We start from the raw sequence: 17240 nt of genomic DNA on the forward strand, positions 1-17240 counted from the left end.
ATGATAGCAACTGCAAGACCCATAGCGCATGGTCAGGCCATGACCAACTATGCCACGAAAGACTTCCGTGCCGACATCGTGAAGGTGAACCTTCTGACAGAGGATCTGCCCCCGATGGGCATGTGGGATGAGATGGTGCTTCACATGAACCGTTTCAAGCAGAAGTTCGCACGGAAGCCCATTGACAAGACGTCCATACGCATAGAGGTTTCCCCATCCATGAACGAGAGTGACGGATGGGAACTCGATGACTGGCGACATTTCACAGAGGAGTTTGTGGATGAACTTGACCAGGTGACCAAAACACCAGATGACAAGCACAAAAATCTTGTCCCGACGAACATTAAGAACTCGCAGTACTTCGCAGCTCTCCACTATGATGCCAAATCAGGGATTCCTCACCTGCATCTGGTGGTGAACCGCATCGACAAGGATGGCAATATCAATGACTGTCACTTCATCGGCGAGCGGGCTGTGGCAGCTGCCCATGCCATCAATCTGCGGCACGGCTGGAAAGATCCGATGGAGATACGGGATGAGCACCTCCAACAGATAACCGACGACTGTATGGAAATACTCAAATCTCTGCCACGTTTCGACTGGACTGATTACGAAGCCCTGCTGACCAGACGAGGCTATAAGGTCAAATTGCAACGTGACAAGGAGAATGTGGTTAGAGGCTATTCCATCAAGAAGGGCAATACCTCTTATAAGTCATCCGAACTGGGCACAGGACGCAACCTGATGCCGACTAAGATAGGAGATACATGGCAGAAACTGCATCCTGTTCAGAAGCCGATGGCTATACAAGCACCAAAGCCATTGGACAGCAAGAAGCCAGTCACGGATAGACCGTCAACGGCACAAGCATTATCCTCACAAGCCAAACCGATTGCCACATTCAACGACTATCGTCAGGTATTCCTCATCGATGGCAAGCAGGTACAGCTGAGCATCCCCGAAAGAATTTACAAGGAGCTTGACAGAAACATCGAGGTTCCCGAAAACAGCAATGCCACGCATGGGGACATTCTGAAAGTCGCCATGCTGTTGTTCCTGAACTACGTCGATGCAGCTACTGCCATGTCCGAGTCTTATGGTGGCGGTGGCGATGCTGGCACAGGTTGGGGAAAAGACAAGGATGAAGACGAGCTGGAAAGGGCCAGACGCTGTGCCAAGATGGCAAACTGGCTCTGCAAGCCGATTGTCAGAAGATGGAAACGAGGTAAGTAATATAAACAGATTATCAACACAAGTAATACATAAAAATATGTCACAAAAAGACAAATACAATAACCTCGTGCAGTCCATCAAGGATGACGAGGAAAAAGAGAAAGAGCAGAACCGCTTCGATGCCACCTTGGAGCAGATTAAGGAGGCGCTTGCCCTGTTGCAGAAATTGCTTGAAGCAATTAAAGAAGCGAAAGAAAGTAGTGTAACGACACAGAAAGGTCTCAAAGCAGCAACCCAAAGCGCAGACAACGCTATCACGGGCATTTGCAACGCCATTGTCCAGGCACAGCAGACACCTGTCAAAACGAGGCTTGATGATGAAAGTCTGAAACAGCTCCATGACAGTCATACCCAATGGCTGGGACAGGAGAAACAGACACTTGACGACCATCACAGGCAGCAGAAAGAAAGTTGGCAGAAGCAGAGCCAACGACTCACAGACATCGTGAAGAACAACGAGGGCGTATGGATTTCCACAAAACTGTTCTACATTGTTGGCTCTCTTTCCCTACTGTCAATCATAACGCTTGCCATAGAGATAGCTTTCTATGTGTACTTCAAGTGGATAGCATGATAACTAATTAACGTACATAATGACATCAATAAAGGTAAAGTTCAGAACATCCACAGTGGATGGCAAGGAGGGAGGTCTCTATTTTCAGATTATCCACAATCGGGTAGTCCGTCAGTTGAATACTGATTATAAGGTCTTTGCAGAGGAATGGGATGCAGAATCGGAAAGCGTTATCGTAAAAGGTAACCGTTCCAACCTATTGTTGGGTATTCAAGAACGTCTGACTTGGGATGTGGCCCGCCTGGAAAAGGTCGTCCGTTCGTTGGAAACGGAACGCCGTCGCTTCACAGCAGAAGACGTGATTACCATGTTCCATAAACTGACCAAGGAGTCCTCCCTCTTTACCTTTATGCATGGTGTCATAGCGCAATTGAAGCAGTTGGGTAAAGTCCGCACATCGGAAACCTATACTGCTACACTCAATAGCTTTATGGCATTCCGTGAAGAGCAGGATGTGCCACTTGATGGCATCAGTTCTGATTTGATGCTTCTCTATGAAGCCTATCTGAAAGCCAGAGGTGTACGTATGAATACCATTTCGTTTTACATGCGTAACCTCCGGGCGGTCTATAATCGCGCCGTTGAAAAAGGACTGACTCCACAGAACAATCCATTCCGACACGTCTATACAGGAGTGGATAAGACTGTTAAGCGAGCAATTCCCATAAAAGACATCAAGGCATTGAAGGAGTTGGACTTATCCATGAAGCCAACATTGGACTTTGCGCGTGATATGTTTCTGTTCAGCTTTTACACAAGAGGTATGTCTTTTGTGGATATGGCATATCTCAAAAAGACAGATCTTCAAAACGGTATTCTGACCTATCGCAGACGAAAGACAGGTCAGGAGCTGACCATCAAGTGGGAGAAGTGCATGGCAGAAATCATAGCCAAATACCCTGAAAACAAGACAGATTTCCTTCTCCCTATCATCAAAGAGGAAGGAAATGACCGAAGGCAATATGACAATGCCCTGCATCTTGTCAACTATCGTCTGAAAGAACTATCCACAATGCTGAAACTCCAGCGACCGCTGACTATGTATGTGGCTCGTCACTCTTGGGCAAGTGCAGCCAAAGCAAAGAACGTGCCGTTGTCAGTAATCAGCGAAGGCATGGGGCATGACTCAGAAGCAACGACACAAATCTACCTCGCTTCTTTGGAAACGTCGGTGGTTGACAAGGCAAACAAGATGATATTGGGATTGCTGTAGATTGAGATTTGTTTAGCAAAATTCTCAATCTCTTTCCAAGAGACGGATATTTCCTGACTTCGTCAATGCGCCACCCAAATTAAGATTTGTTGCCAGATATGTCGAAAAGTGGTTTCACTGCGAGGTGCTTCTCCGTCAAGAAGAGTGTCTTAGTGAAGTAAGTCCCGTTTTTAGGCATCCTTACCCTGATTGTCGTGATAGTTTTGGCTGCCTCAAGCACCTTATCGACACTCATCCCAATCTTGTTAATGGCAATGAGTCGCTCCAGTTCCTTATATACCTTATAGGCGATGAAGCAAATGCAGACATGTGCCTCTATCCTACGTTCTGTAAAATGAAACATCGGACGCATTTCCAGAGTTCCTTTTGAAATACGGAATGCACGTTCCACCACCCAGAGTCCATGATACTCGGCAATGACACGCTCGGCGTCAAGGTCTGTATTGGTGATGTAGCCCTTGAGTCCGTCCCACTGGCAGTCCTCTGCAATCTTCTCTTCGCTGATGACGACTTCTATGTCCTTGCTGATTTCAAGAAACTTGTTGTAGCCACGCTTGTTCACCTGACTCTTCGTGATGCGTCCGGTCTTATAGGCTTTTCTCAATCGGACAATTCCGCGGTCACGGTTGTAGGCATCCTTCTTTGCACGCTTGTCGGAATAACTGACGATAAGTCTTTCCCCATTCTCACGTTTGTAGTCGTAACAGGCTTTATCAACCTTCTCTAAAGAGAGAATCCATTGCTTCACGCTTGCGCTCTCGCTCTTGATGCGGGCTCCAAGTATGTAGTTGTAGCCAGCCTCCTGCAGCAAAGTGACATTGTTCTTGTTCATCAAGCCTGAGTCTGCCACCACAACAAAATCTTTCCCCAGATTGAAACGCTGCTTGAAGTCATCTATCATTGGTATCATGGTGAAGCCCTCATACTGGCTGCCGTTGAACAGAGAGTATGAAAGCGGGTAGCCTCCTTCTGATACAAGCAGACCGAGTATAACCTGTGACTCTGCCGTCTTTCCATCCTTTGAAAACCCCGGTTCACGCAATACGTCCGTCTGTGCTGTCTCAAAGTAGAGCGTCGTCACGTCGTAGAACATCAATCCAATCTTGCCTCCGAACAGTTTCCGGGTGTGCTCTACGCTAATCTGCTGCGCAAGCTCCATCTGGGTATTGTAGAGCTTGTCCATGTAGCGATAGATGTGGTTGAGGTCAACATCTTCATCATAATATGACTTCAGGTAATCTACTGTGGCAAGTTTGCTTCTGGGCTGCGACACCCTTGCGATTACCAAATGACGCAGAATCTCATCGGGAATCCGGTTGAAGCCGATGCTGTCATAGACTTGATCAAGCAGAAGCCGAGTACCGTTTATCAACACGTTGTCAATATTGCTAAGGAAACGCTCTGTCTCCTCGACTTCCTTTCCCTTGCGGTCATCAAAGTCAAGTTCTTGCTGACCGCCAAATGAACGTATCCATGCAGCAGCCTTATCGCATAATGAATGTATTTCCTCTTCGGATGTAGAGGAGCCAAACGATTTTATTTCTTTATACTTTCCACTCGCTTTACTGACCACTACCACACTTGTAGAGCCGGAACGATTGTGTTTCTTGCGTACATACATGGTGCAAAGGTACACGTTTTTCGCTTGCGCCACCCAAACCACCCAATAATTTTACGTAACTCGCTGATTATCATTGTGCGCTATATGATGGCGCAAAAAAGTGATGAAGTCAGGAGATTTCCTTCTCCCTATCATCAAAGAGGAAGGAAATGACCGAAGGCAATATGACAATGCCCTGCATCTTGTCAACTATCGTCTGAAAGAACTATCCACAATGCTGAAACTCCAGCGACCGCTGACTATGTATGTGGCTCGTCACTCTTGGGCAAGTGCAGCCAAAGCAAAGAACGTGCCGTTGTCAGTAATCAGCGAAGGCATGGGGCATGACTCAGAAGCAACGACACAAATCTACCTCGCTTCTTTGGAAACGTCGGTGGTTGACAAGGCAAACAAGATGATATTGGGATTGCTGTAGATTGAGATTTGTTTAGCAAAATTCTCAATCTCTTTCCAAGAGACGGATATTTGGGCACAAAGGTAGTCAAATTATCCCAAAATCCACCTTATTATAAAAGAAAAGGAGCTTTTATTATGATACTTTTTCATTTTGTTTAGCAAAATGTAAGCAAAACACATCGGAAAACGCTATCTGTCAAAGGCATTGTGATTGTCTACGTCTCTTGGAAAGAGACGAATGGATATTGCTCAACAAAGACCACCAAAATGCCCAACAATGGGTAAACGATAAACAAGGGACTCTCTTGTGGTGTAAAAAGGGCTTGGTCGCCTGTTGAGACATCACTTGGGAGCCCTTCTTTTATGTAGCAGATGTCTGGCAAAGAGAAGATAAAACAGTTCATTTCGCAAGTGAGCAGAAACAAAATCATTTTCTGCCATGAGCCAATAACCCACCTACATTTTGTGGATATGGGCAAAGAATTGTCATCCGCTATCAAAGAACAAGAAGAGCCTTCCGGCTATTCAAGTGCCTGTAAACTAATCTTCAAGCAGACATATCAAGATGAGATTGTAGGGCCATACCTTGCCTTATCGAACTGGTCAATTCTTTTTGAGCCAGATTTAAAACTTGATTTGCGAAGTATCATTGAATCTTTCTCCATCAACAAGTGTTTGATATTGCTATCTGATGGCTCAATCAAGGGAAGCCGCTATCTGTTGATGGATGACAATCGTTTTACACTTAATCTCCAAGGACTATCTTTTATTGAATTAAAATAGCTGAGCATATGAAATATAAAGAGCTAATAACATTTGAGCCAATCAACGAGGTGGTGAAGTTCGATCAACTGTCGAATGAAGACTATCGCCATTCCCTTGTTCGCAACTTTGTTTTCTCAGAGACATACGAGAAGACATTTATACCTGCGATTTGCAAGAACCTCGACTATACTGCTAGTTACGAGACGTTTGGTATGCAAATTGTCGGTAACTATGGTACAGGTAAGTCACACTTAATGTCACTTGTATCACTGGTAGCTGAGGATGCGACCTTACTTTCTGAAGTGAATAACGAAAGTGCCCGTAAGGTTCTTGGCAATATTGCTGGCAAGTACAAAGTTATTCGCTTCGAGTTAGGAACCGACGAAGAACTGTGGCGCGTTGTATGCTATCAGATAGACAAAGCTCTTGCAGCATGGGGCGTAGATTACAGTATTTCCAATGATAACAAGCCCGACATGTATGCCGACAAACTGCGTCGAATGATGGCACAGTTTGAAGCCAAGTTCCCAGACAAAGGGCTGATGCTTGTCATCGACGAAATGTTATCATACTTGAAATCACGTGCCAATGGCGTTAGTTTAAACCGTGACCTTAGTGTGCTGCAAGCCCTTGGTCAAACCAGTGATAAATCACGTTTCCGCATGATGTTCGGTGTGCAGGAGCTGATATATAACTCACCAGAGTTTCAGTATGCTGCCGATATGCTCAACAAGGTAAATGACCGCTATAAGGACATTACCATAACCAAGCAAGACGTGCAGTTTGTGGTTCAGCAACGACTATTGAAAAAGACTGATGCCCAGCGAGATATTATTCGTCGCCACCTTTCCAAGTTTACGGAGTTCTTCACCGACATGCACGCCAAACTGGAAGATTATGTTTCGCTTTTCCCCGTTAATCCTTCGTTCTTTGAGAACTTCCAGCAGATACGCATCAGCAAATCACAGCGTGAGGTGCTGAAAACGTTGACGGGCAAGTTCCAAGCCATCTTTGATAAAGATATTCCTGAAACGGAGCCTGGTCTTATCTGCTATGACCAGTATTGGGATGACCTTCAGGCTCCCGAGATGCAAACTGATGCTGATGTACGCCGTGTAACAGCCATCATGCAGACCGTCCACCAGAAGATTACGGAAAACTTTACTGGTGCAAGAGCCAACAAAGCCGTTTTGGCTCATCGCATTGCCAATGCCTGTGCCGTGAAGATTCTCCAAGACACATTGGAACATACCAATGGAGTGACAGCAGAAAATCTGATTGATGGACTATGCTACCTCAACCCCACCATTCTCGACCGTGAAATGTTGGGCGAAGTCATCAACACCACCGCATCACAAATCGTATCGGCTACCGTCGGACAATATTTCGAGAAGAACGCCCAGAATCAGGAATACCACCTTCGTATCGAAGGAGGCGTGAACTATGAGCAGAAAATCAAGGACTATGTTTTGACAATGGCTCCTGATGCCCTTGACAGCTATTTCTTCAGCTATTTGGTGGAGAACCTGCCTATTGAGGTTGAGAAATATCGAAGGGAGTTCCCGATCTATCCTCATTCTGTAGAGTGGAAGAGTCATAAGGTTTCTCTCGATGGCTACATCTTCATGGGCAATCCAGACGAACGCAGCACCACTCAGCCAGAGCAATACTTCTACATCTATTTCATGCCAATCTTCAATAAAGAGAAGATACAGGTTGGCACCGAGCCGGACAGCGTCTATATTCGTATGGATAAAGTAAGTGACGAAATGCGTCAACTCATCTCACTCTATGCAGCATCTGAGGCGTTAATCAAGAGTGTCGATACATCGCAGAAACGATTCTATGAGCAATACAGGAAAACCTATGAGGACAAACTGCGCCCTGTGTTCCAGCGTGATTTCATCCAATGTACTGAGGTGTACTATCAAGGAGAGCTGCAAACCGTCAATCTGACAGGAGCAGCAGGTATGGCAAAGGAACAGATTATTAGTGAAATTGCATCCAACATTCTCGAAGAATACTTCTGCCAGCATCTTCCCAACTATCCGAAGTTCTCTCTTCTCAGACTACCTATCACATCGAGCAACCGCGCCACCATGATAGCAGGAGCCAAGAAGAGGATAGCAAATCCTTCACAAGCCAACCGCGATAGTGAAGCCATCCTTGCTGCACTTGGCCTATTTGCAGACGGAACATTGAGTATTGAGGCATCGCAGTATGCGCAGAGCGTTAAGCAGAAACTAGAGGATAAAGGTGAAGGACAGGTACTCAATCGGGATGAAATCCTCTACCAGTACTACGAGCAGACATGGCGCACCAAAGACTTTGAGATTGATGCAGACCTGGAATTTCTGGTGTTGTGTACGATGGTAAGTCTTGGCGAAATTGAAATCAGCTTGCCTGGAAATAAGTCCATCAATGCTGCCAATATTGCTGATATTACATCATTGCCAGAGGATATGGCCTACAACTTCTCACATGTTCGCCGTCCGAAGGGAATGAATCTGCCGCTTGTACGCGAGATATTCGTAAAGATAGAAGGCCATGACCTGACGCGCCAACTTGACAAGGATGACACCTTCACCAAACTCCTTGTGGCAGCACAGAAGAAAGCTGGGCATTCCGTTACATTGGCACAGAAGGTACGTGGAGGTATCTTCCTTGAAAATGAGGAAGTGCTTGCCCCATTCGATGGTAGCAGCCATGCCAACCGCCTTCAGGTTTTGGCTTCATTCTGTGACAAGTTACAGAACTATGGCACAAAGGCTAAAATGGGCAATCTGCCTTGGACTCTGGAACAACTTGGTCATGTCTTTGAGGCAATTCCACTGATGAATCAGCTCGACAATATGCTTCAAGTGGTAGATGAATTGCGGACTCGAATATCTTACCTTGTACAGGCAAAGCAGTATATGACCGACCAGCAGATGGAGGCAGATGTAAATGCGGCACTTGAACGTGTGAAGGAGGTTCCGTCGATGGTCAATGACGAAGATGCCCTCTCTGCTTATAAGAGTCAACTTGACTCCTTGATGGGCAAATATGCTGACTGGTATCTGGCAGAATACAACCGCTTACACATTACGGGAATGCAGGAGCAGGAAAAGCTCCGTATCATGCGCAGCACGGAGAAACAAGTATGCGATGCCATTTGTGGCAACGACCGTGGCGGTTATATCACGATTGTTCCCCAGTATCAGGACTGGAACCGTCGCATGAGCCAGTTGCAGGTAGCCAGTACTTCTGTTACACGCGAAGCCATTCTCAACGTGCCTTATCATGGATTCAATCCCAAGCAATTCCAAGGCAAGTCACTACCTCAGATTGCAGACATGCGTGATGAACTGGAGCAGATTCATGAGAATATCATCAAGTCGCTTCATGAAATGGCTGAAGACCCACAATTGGCTGGTAATGCCACTTCGGTGCTTGACCAAAGCGAGCAGCGCCTATTTAAGCAGTTCCACGACAACCGCAATGAGAAGCCATCTGCAGAGGACGCAGCCCGTCTGATGGTCATCATCGACAAGTTGCACCGCGACATTCAAAAGGTAGATATTACGATGGACGATATTCGCCGTGCGCTCAACCATCCGATGACTCCGCAGGAGGCAAAGAAAGCCTTTGGCAAGTACATCGACTTGATGACCAATGGCTACGAAAACGAAAATGTAAGAGTAATATTGAAGTAACTTTAGTATGAGCAAGAAAGACCAAAATATACCGCAGCCAGTCCTCTTCGATGCAGAGGAAATGGGACGCATCACACCCGGTGACATCTGGGAAGAGAAGAATAAGCCCGTCACCTGTTTAGGTATGGAGTTTCCAAACGACGATGCCCGTCGTAAATACTTCCGTGATGAATTGCGAAAGAAGTTGCCAGAGCTACGACAGATTGAGGGATTCCCCATCGGAAAGGACGAGGACATCATCCGATTATCCGACCCTCCGTATTACACTGCTTGTCCCAACCCTTGGCTTAATGATTTCATTGCGCAGTGGGAAGAAGAAAAGAAACAGTTGGAGCGTGAGGGAAAGCGCAAAGCAGATTTTGAGGTGAAGGAACCGTATGCCAGTGATGTTAGTGAAGGAAAGAGTAATGCTATATATATGGCGCATTCTTATCATACAAAAGTTCCACACCCAGCCATCATGCGTTATATTCTTCATTACACACAACCAGGAGATATTATTTTTGATGGATTTGCGGGAACTGGCATGACAGGAGTCGCTGCTGGCAAATGCTCTGATGTATCGGAGATACAACAATATAGTATTCAGGGTGATACAGGAATCAGACATTGTATTTTAGGTGATTTATCACCGATAGCTTCCTTCATTACATACAACTTTAACAAGCCCGTAAGCAATAACTTTTTTCTTGCGAAAGCTAAACAAGTAGCTGAGCAAGTTAATGAAAAATACGGGTATCTATATAAGACCAAGCACAAAAACCTTGGATATGGAGTAATATCATATGTTATATGGAGTGACGAATTAATCTGTGATAATTGTGGACGCGAGTTGTCTTATTGGACGGAATCATTAGACAAAGATAACAACATTAAGGATTGCATTATTTGTCCTCATTGTGGCTCTATTATTAACAAGACTCAGAATACCATTGCAAAAGAAACGGTTGTGTCTATCAATGGTGATGTCGCTATTGTTCCAAAGAAGCGTCCTGTCCTTATTTGTTATAAATACAATGGAAAGCGTTATACCAAAGTACCTGACGACTATGATTTTCAGCTTATACAAGAAATAGAATCTCTTTCACCTGATGGCTTTTTCCCAAAAGGTACTATTCCTGATGGAGTAAAAACAGCAGAACTCAAAAGGGCTGGCTATACGGATGTTTCACTTCTATATACAAGGCGTAATCTTCTTATCTTCTCTGCTCTTTGGTCTCTAATGCAAGACCTTCCTATTCTTCGTTTTGTATTAACTTCCATTTTAGTTAAAACGGGGTCTTTATTGCACAATATTGGACTTAAGAATGGAAAAATCAATTTAGCAGGGGCACTTCCTAATGCGCTCTTTGTGCCAAGTGCTTTAGCTGAAAGAAATATAATTGAGTTATTTTTAAGTAAGTTAGACGATATCCTTCGGATGAATCCAGAGGCGTTACATCGCTGCGTAAACCAAATATCATCTGCTACAGATTTACAAAACATCAATTCTGAATCCGTGGATTATATTTTTACCGACCCACCGTTTGGACATAATTTGATGTACTCTGAACTAAACTTCATTCATGAAGCGTGGCTAAATGTGTTCACAGACAATAAGGAAGAAGCCATTGAAAACTCCGCTCAAAACAAAACTGTTCAGGATTATACTGATTTGATGACTGCCGCTTTCATCGAATACTATAGGATTCTAAAGCCTGGCTGTTGGATGACGGTTGAGTTTTCAAACACTTCCGCTGCTGTTTGGAATTCAATACAACGCGCATTAACAAAAGCCGGCTTTATAGTTTCTGTTGTACGAGGTCTGGACAAGAAACAAGGCAGTTATAACGCACAAACAACATCTACAGCGGTAAAACAAGATTTGGTAATATCTTGTTATAAAAGTACAGAGCGTGTACGTAATAGTCTTACCCAAGAATTGCCTAATAGTGTGTGGGATTTTATAGATGAACATTTAGAGCATCTCCCAATCGTAAATGAGGTTGGCAATAAGCTAACATCAATTATTGAGAGAAGTCCTAAAATTCTTTATGATCGGTTAATCTCATCATACATTGAGCGTGGACTTGCTGTTCCATTAGATGCGCAGCAATTCCAGTCGGGTCTTAGAGAACGCTATGTTGAACGCGATGAAATGTTTTTTACTGCAAGTCAGGTTGTCGAATATGAAGCAAAAAGAAAGGCTGTTCCAGACTTTGCTCCTATGGGTATCATCGTGAGCGACGAAGCCAATGGCATACAGTGGTTGAAGAACCTCCTACGTGATGGTGGCAAGACCTATCAGGATATACAGCCAGAATGGATGCAAGCCATCAACGGTCTCAGGAAGAATGATATTCTACCAGAGTTAAAGCAGATTCTTGAAGAGAACTTCATCGAGGAATCCAATGGTAAATGGCGACTGCCTAACATTCAGGACGACAAGGACGTAAATGCTCTTCGTACAAAAGCTTTGCTCAAAGAGTTCAAGATATACGTAGATGTCGCACAGAAGCCAAAGGCAAAAATAAAGGAAGCCCGTGTGGAAGCCCTTCGTGCTGGTTTTAAGCAGTGTTATGTCGATAAGGATTTCCAGACTATCGTGACAGTAGGCAACAAGATTCCTCAGAACCTGCTGACCGAAGATGAGGTACTGCTGCAATTTTACGACATCGCCCAGAGCAAACTATAATTCAGATGCAAAGACTGATACAAAAGATTGCAGAACGCATCACAGCGGAATATACCCGTCTGTCGATAGTGAGTAACCCAGACGGGGTGCTCACCAATCCTGTCGTACAGTCTCATCTCCTTTCGGAATGCGGATTGAATGTCGTAGTTGGCTCACAACTCCAGTTGCGCATCCACTATGAGCTAATCTACAAGGCTTCAGAGAATGACCGTTTCGTTTATGTTTGTCCAAATACAGACACTCTATTGCCAGATATGGTGCAGGAAGCAAGAGTAACGGATTTCAGCATCGGGCAGTTGTTCCCTTTGTTTGCCGACAAGAACCTATTGCAGCAACTCAGTTTTGAAGAACTGATTATACTCAGCCATAAGATGGGGACACGTCGCATCAACATGGCAGAGGGTAAGCGTATGGTAGAGGACATCCGTAACGAAGAGAATGAAAAGCGGAAACATTCTGCTGAACATTATCGCCAGAAACTACAATCAGTTGCGCTTGAATGGAGGATGATGGGCCAGACGGTAAAGGCGATAAGTGATGTTATTGCAGATGCAGCCCTGGCTGGGGTGTTTGACCAACTAACAGAAGAATGGACTCATGTCAACGAGAGCTTTCAAGGCTGGCTGGATAGTAACTATTTCGCCTTGCAAAACAGCAATCCTTTGTTGCGACCTGCTTGTGTAAATAGTGTGCTGCCACATCTTGCAGACAAGTTTGGCAGTGGCGACAAAATTGCTTTAGTTGTTGTTGACGGCCTTGCATTCTGGCAGTGGCGTATTCTTGCAAGATATTTGCAGAAGAATCACTTTACAATCAAAGAAGACTTTACTACAGCATGGCTACCCACCATCACAATGCTCTCACGCCAGGCTATCTTCCGTGGTGACCGTCCACAGATGGACTACAAGCAATCACCAGAGGCAGAACGTCGGTTGTGGAAGGATTTCTGGCAACAGGTGGGTATGTTATCCTATGAACTGCAATACCTCTATGATAACGAAGAGTTTGCAATCAATGAAGGAGTCAACCGTCTGGCATACGTCACCGTGGAAATGGACCATAAGATGCACGCCTCACGAGATATGCGCGACCTCGCCGTGCTGACGGATGTATGGGCACCGCGATTTTGTGAGCAACTAAGGGTGCTGAAAGATATGGGCTACACCATCTATCTCACATCCGACCACGGCAGTTCTGCTGCTACAGGTCAACGTCCGTTGACACAGGTGGAAAAAGTGTTCCTCTACAAAGATGGCAGTCGTGGTAAACGTCACCTGATATATAATAGTGACCATACTAGCGAACAGCGCAAACTCTATGACAGCGCATCAGAAAACATGAAGTTGCTATCACGTGATAATTGGTTGGCTGTTCGCGATTTCGGAGCATTTGAGCGTTCTGGTGTGTCACTCATCACTCATGGAGGCAGCAGCTATACAGAAGTTGTGGTGCCTTTCGTACAACTATAAAAGAAGAAATATGGAGAATATTACTATAGGTATCAATCAGCGTATTCCGATACACATTCTGGAACTTGCCTTATGCGCAGCTCTTCAGGATGATGCCTCACCTGAATATTTCAGTGAACTGGCTGCAACAGAATACAAAGGAGAAAACCGCATCAAGAAAGCGGTGTCGGTAATCAACAAACTCACCATTCGCAATCCAATCTTTGGCTATCTTCATGAACATACCGATGCAGTATTGGCTGCAATGAAGAACAAACATGACAGACCGCTGTTGTTTGGAGCTGTTATATGTGCAGCTTATCCCTTTGGATTCGATACTCTAAGCATCATGGGTAAGTATTTCCATGTGCAACAGCAAGTGAACACCACATTGATAACACAGCGAATGGCAAGCAAGTATGGTTCCAACCGTTCTTTGCCGAATGCCCTCTATTGTGTCCTGCCGATGTTCATAGAGGCAGGTCTGCTGAATCGTCCTGTGGCTGGCATCTATGAAGTTATTCGGCAGGAACGATATAGCGAATTTACTCTTTCTCTTTATCGCAAGGCATTTGTTATCAACAATCCCACATACACGGAGAACGATGACATTGACAGCAACCCATTCTTTGAATTTGTAACCAAAAATTATTAACAAATAACTTACGACTATGCATTTTGACATTCTTGACGCATATCTTGCCTTTGAAACTCAATTAAGGAGTTTCGGACAAGAGCCTAATGCAGATATGCTGGCAGAGAAAGCCAGGCTGGAAGCCGCTCAAAACGTGAACGAAGACGAATATGTCTTTGGTACAATGGCAGCACACAATAAGTTCATGACACCTGAAAAGGAAAAGGTCGTGCGTGAAATGACCGACCAACTGATGATGGAAGGTGAAAATGCCACCCAACCATGCCTGTTGCTTGGAAAGGTGCAGTGTGGTAAGACTGACACTTTCCTTAGCATCATGGGACTGTGCTTTGATCGAGGCATTGATGTTGCAGTGGTGATGACTAAGGGAACCAATACGCTAACAAAGCAGACTATTGAACGTCTGAATAAGGAATTCCGCTTCTTCAAGGATGATGGCACCTACGGTCAGAAGGTTGTCATATACATCTATGACATACTTGATCTCTACAAACGAGGCGGACTTAGCGATTATCAGCTCAATGACCCTGCCAACAAGTTCATCATTGTCTGCAAGAAAGAAAATACGAACTTGAAAGACCTTATAGAACTGTTTGAAAACAATGAGATACTTCGCAGGAAAAAGGTCTTGGTATGTGATGACGAGGCGGACTTTGCCAGTCGTGCATACTATCAGCGTAAGGGAGAACTGTCGCTTCTACGAATTGCTGAGCATATAGAAAAGTTTTTTACTCTGCCAGTTTTCTGCCGCTACTTGCAGATTACCGCCACGCCATACTCACTTTATTTGCAACCCGATGGAACAGTACAGCTACGTGACGGCCAGGAAGCATCGCCTTGGCTACCTCGTTATACAGGCTTGGTTCCCATCCACGATAAGTACATTGGTGGAAAACAATACTATGTAGATAGCCAAGAGGGTGAAATTGACGATGAGGGAATTTTCCATCCAGCTAACATGTATGGTTGTTTGTATCAGCCTGTTGACCAAATCTGTATCGACATCTTGTCGGCACGTAACGAGTTCTATCTAGAATCCCGTGCACACTCGGAGAATCTTGATTCGCTGAACTTTGCCGTAGTAAGTTATTTGTTTGCCACAGCAGTCCGCAGCATTCAGACAAAGAAGAAAAGTAACAAGAAGTATTATTCCAGTTGTTTGATTCACTGCGAAATCAACAAGCACAAACACGCTTGGCAAGAAGAATTGATTACAGAAATCATTGAGGATATTAAGCAAGCATTTTTGCATAAGGCAAACTCCGACCTTCACATCCTCGACCTTGAATCAGATGCCTACGAGAGCCTTAAACTCAGCAATGAATTGGGGAACAGACAAGGACTCATCAATGAGAAATTCCCATCATTTGCTGAGGTAGAAGCAGAGGTGAAGCGTATTCTGGAATATAACGATTACACTATCAATGTGGTGAACTCCGAAGAACCGGGCAAGGTTGCAACCATGCTTAACGACAAAGGACAACTCCGTTTGGAACAGGCCTTGAATTTCTTCATTGGTGGTTCTATTCTTGACCGAGGCATCACAATAGACAACATGCTCTGCTTCTTCTATGGACGTGATCCGAAGAAATTCCAGATGGACACTGTACTCCAGCATGCTAGAATGTATGGTGCCCGCGATAAGGAAGACATGGCTTGTACCCGTTTCTTCACGACTCCAGACATCTATGATGTGCTGAAGACGATGAATGTATTTGACGATTATCTCTACCAGTATTTGAAGGCCCATCGCGATACGGTTCAGACGGATGAGTTTACGAGTATGGTCATCGGATATGACAGTCGTATCAGTCCAAGTGCCCAGAATAAATACACTCCGGCAAATACCAAGGTCCTAAAGCCATACCAACGCACTTATCCAGTAGGCTTCCAAACTATAGAGCCATCAGAGAATAACAAGTTGACGAAGAAGATAGAGGAAGTTCTTCAACATGCCGTAGAAGGAAAAGAGGCAAACGAAGATGGGTTCTATCTTGTTCATTACAACGACGTTGTGGAAATCCTTTCGCTTATCCGCGAATCATATACCTATGCCATAGAGTATAATAATGTGGGGTTAGAATGGGACATCAATGATATGGTGACACCACTTGAACATCTTACCTATGACACAGACGGTATGGTTCTTGTCACTGTGAGGGGTGACCGTAATTTGAGCCGTGAGCGTGAAAACATCTTTGACAAACGAGGTCGATTCATTGATGCTCCTGAGGCTGGTGGTGAAATCAACATAGACAAGACGAATGCCATCGACCGTCCTGTGTTGGTTCTGCTCAAACAAAATGGCTTAAAGGATTTAGGGTGGCGAGGAACAGCATTCTTCTGGCCTGTGCTCACCACACCTCAGAATATGAACGCCGGTATCTTTACCATCAATGGCAATAAGAAATACCGTAAGGCAAAGAAGCAGATAACTCTTGAAACATTGGGCAATTATCCAAAGGTAGAAGTTTTGTCATTGACTATCAAGAAGGAGCACTTCTTCGACATCATTCTTGACTACAAGAAAGAAGAAAGTCGTGATATTAAACCGACAACGGCCAATATGTTCTTAGAGAAGGACTTGATGGGAAAGTTTATTCTGGTTGAAGGAACAGACCCAGAAAAATACTATGACCTGACAACTGTCAATGATAACATCTTCCCATTTGAAGTAAGAGGCTATAAGTATTTACATCTGCGTACTTCTATGGACATGAGTGGAAGCCAAGCCATTATTAAGTTGAAGGAGGATGACCCATATGAAATGGTATGTCGTCCGTTTGAACAGCAGGACGTGGTATATACTGAGTTCAATGAAGGGCAAGATGTGACAGATCAGTCTGCTGGAAACTGGAGCATTGTATATCATCTTGATAAGGTTCTGGAAAAGAAACTTACTCCTGATGACACAGAGCAACTACAGAACTATGTAGAGTATTTGGCCAGTATAGAACAGGAATAAG

The 17240-nt window shown here is 44.6% G+C and carries 10 protein-coding genes and 1 pseudogene; 10 read left to right on the plus strand and 1 reads right to left on the minus strand.

The features are described from left to right. The 3 genes from GRF55_RS09860 to GRF55_RS09870 are packed head-to-tail and all read left to right on the plus strand — an operon-like array spanning position 1 to position 3020. Positions 1-1233: a relaxase/mobilization nuclease domain-containing protein gene (locus GRF55_RS09860; RefSeq protein WP_220368242.1), complete on the plus strand. Its 1233-nt coding sequence runs from the start codon at positions 1-3 to the stop codon at positions 1231-1233. A gap of 37 nt (positions 1234-1270) precedes the next feature. Continuing rightward, on the plus strand, positions 1271-1807 hold the full coding sequence (locus tag GRF55_RS09865; protein ID WP_220368243.1) for a hypothetical protein: 537 nt from the start codon (positions 1271-1273) through the stop codon (positions 1805-1807). A gap of 19 nt (positions 1808-1826) precedes the next feature. Next, positions 1827-3020 (plus strand): site-specific integrase, encoded by a 1194-nt coding sequence (locus GRF55_RS09870; RefSeq protein ID WP_220368244.1) that lies wholly within the window; start codon positions 1827-1829, stop codon positions 3018-3020. Positions 3021-3099: 79 nt separating this feature from the next. Here GRF55_RS09870 and GRF55_RS09875 read toward each other — a convergent pair whose 3' ends face one another. After that, on the minus strand, positions 3100-4641 hold the full coding sequence (locus GRF55_RS09875) for an IS1634 family transposase (RefSeq protein ID WP_172774742.1): 1542 nt from the start codon (positions 4639-4641) through the stop codon (positions 3100-3102). A gap of 115 nt (positions 4642-4756) precedes the next feature. Here GRF55_RS09875 and GRF55_RS09880 point away from each other — a divergent pair. The 7 genes and pseudogenes from GRF55_RS09880 to GRF55_RS09910 form a co-directional block, all read left to right on the plus strand. Further along, a pseudogene (locus tag GRF55_RS09880) lies at positions 4757-5056 on the plus strand (tyrosine-type recombinase/integrase); the annotation flags it as partial. 452 nt (positions 5057-5508) lie between these two features. Further along, entirely contained in the window at positions 5509-5820 is a 312-nt protein-coding gene (locus GRF55_RS09885; protein WP_220368245.1) for a hypothetical protein, read from the plus strand. Between the two features lie 8 nt (positions 5821-5828). Beyond that, a complete protein-coding gene (locus GRF55_RS09890) occupies positions 5829-9497 on the plus strand; it encodes a DUF6079 family protein (RefSeq protein ID WP_220368246.1) in 3669 nt (1222 codons plus the stop codon). Positions 9498-9504: 7 nt separating this feature from the next. Beyond that, on the plus strand, positions 9505-12171 hold the full coding sequence (locus tag GRF55_RS09895) for a DNA methyltransferase (RefSeq protein WP_220368247.1): 2667 nt from the start codon (positions 9505-9507) through the stop codon (positions 12169-12171). A gap of 5 nt (positions 12172-12176) precedes the next feature. Next, complete coding sequence (locus tag GRF55_RS09900; RefSeq protein WP_220368248.1) at positions 12177-13640, plus strand: PglZ domain-containing protein; 1464 nt, start codon at positions 12177-12179, stop codon at positions 13638-13640. A 10-nt stretch (positions 13641-13650) separates the two neighbouring features. Then, the gene (locus GRF55_RS09905; protein ID WP_220368249.1) at positions 13651-14274 is read left to right on the plus strand and encodes a hypothetical protein; all 624 of its coding nucleotides are present in this window, start codon (positions 13651-13653) and stop codon (positions 14272-14274) included. 16 nt (positions 14275-14290) lie between these two features. Continuing rightward, a complete protein-coding gene (locus GRF55_RS09910) occupies positions 14291-17239 on the plus strand; it encodes a Z1 domain-containing protein (protein ID WP_220368250.1) in 2949 nt (982 codons plus the stop codon). Position 17240 lies beyond the last annotated feature (1 nt).

It is taken from the genome of Prevotella sp. Rep29, assembly GCF_019551475.1.
Lineage (GTDB): Bacteria > Bacteroidota > Bacteroidia > Bacteroidales > Bacteroidaceae > Prevotella.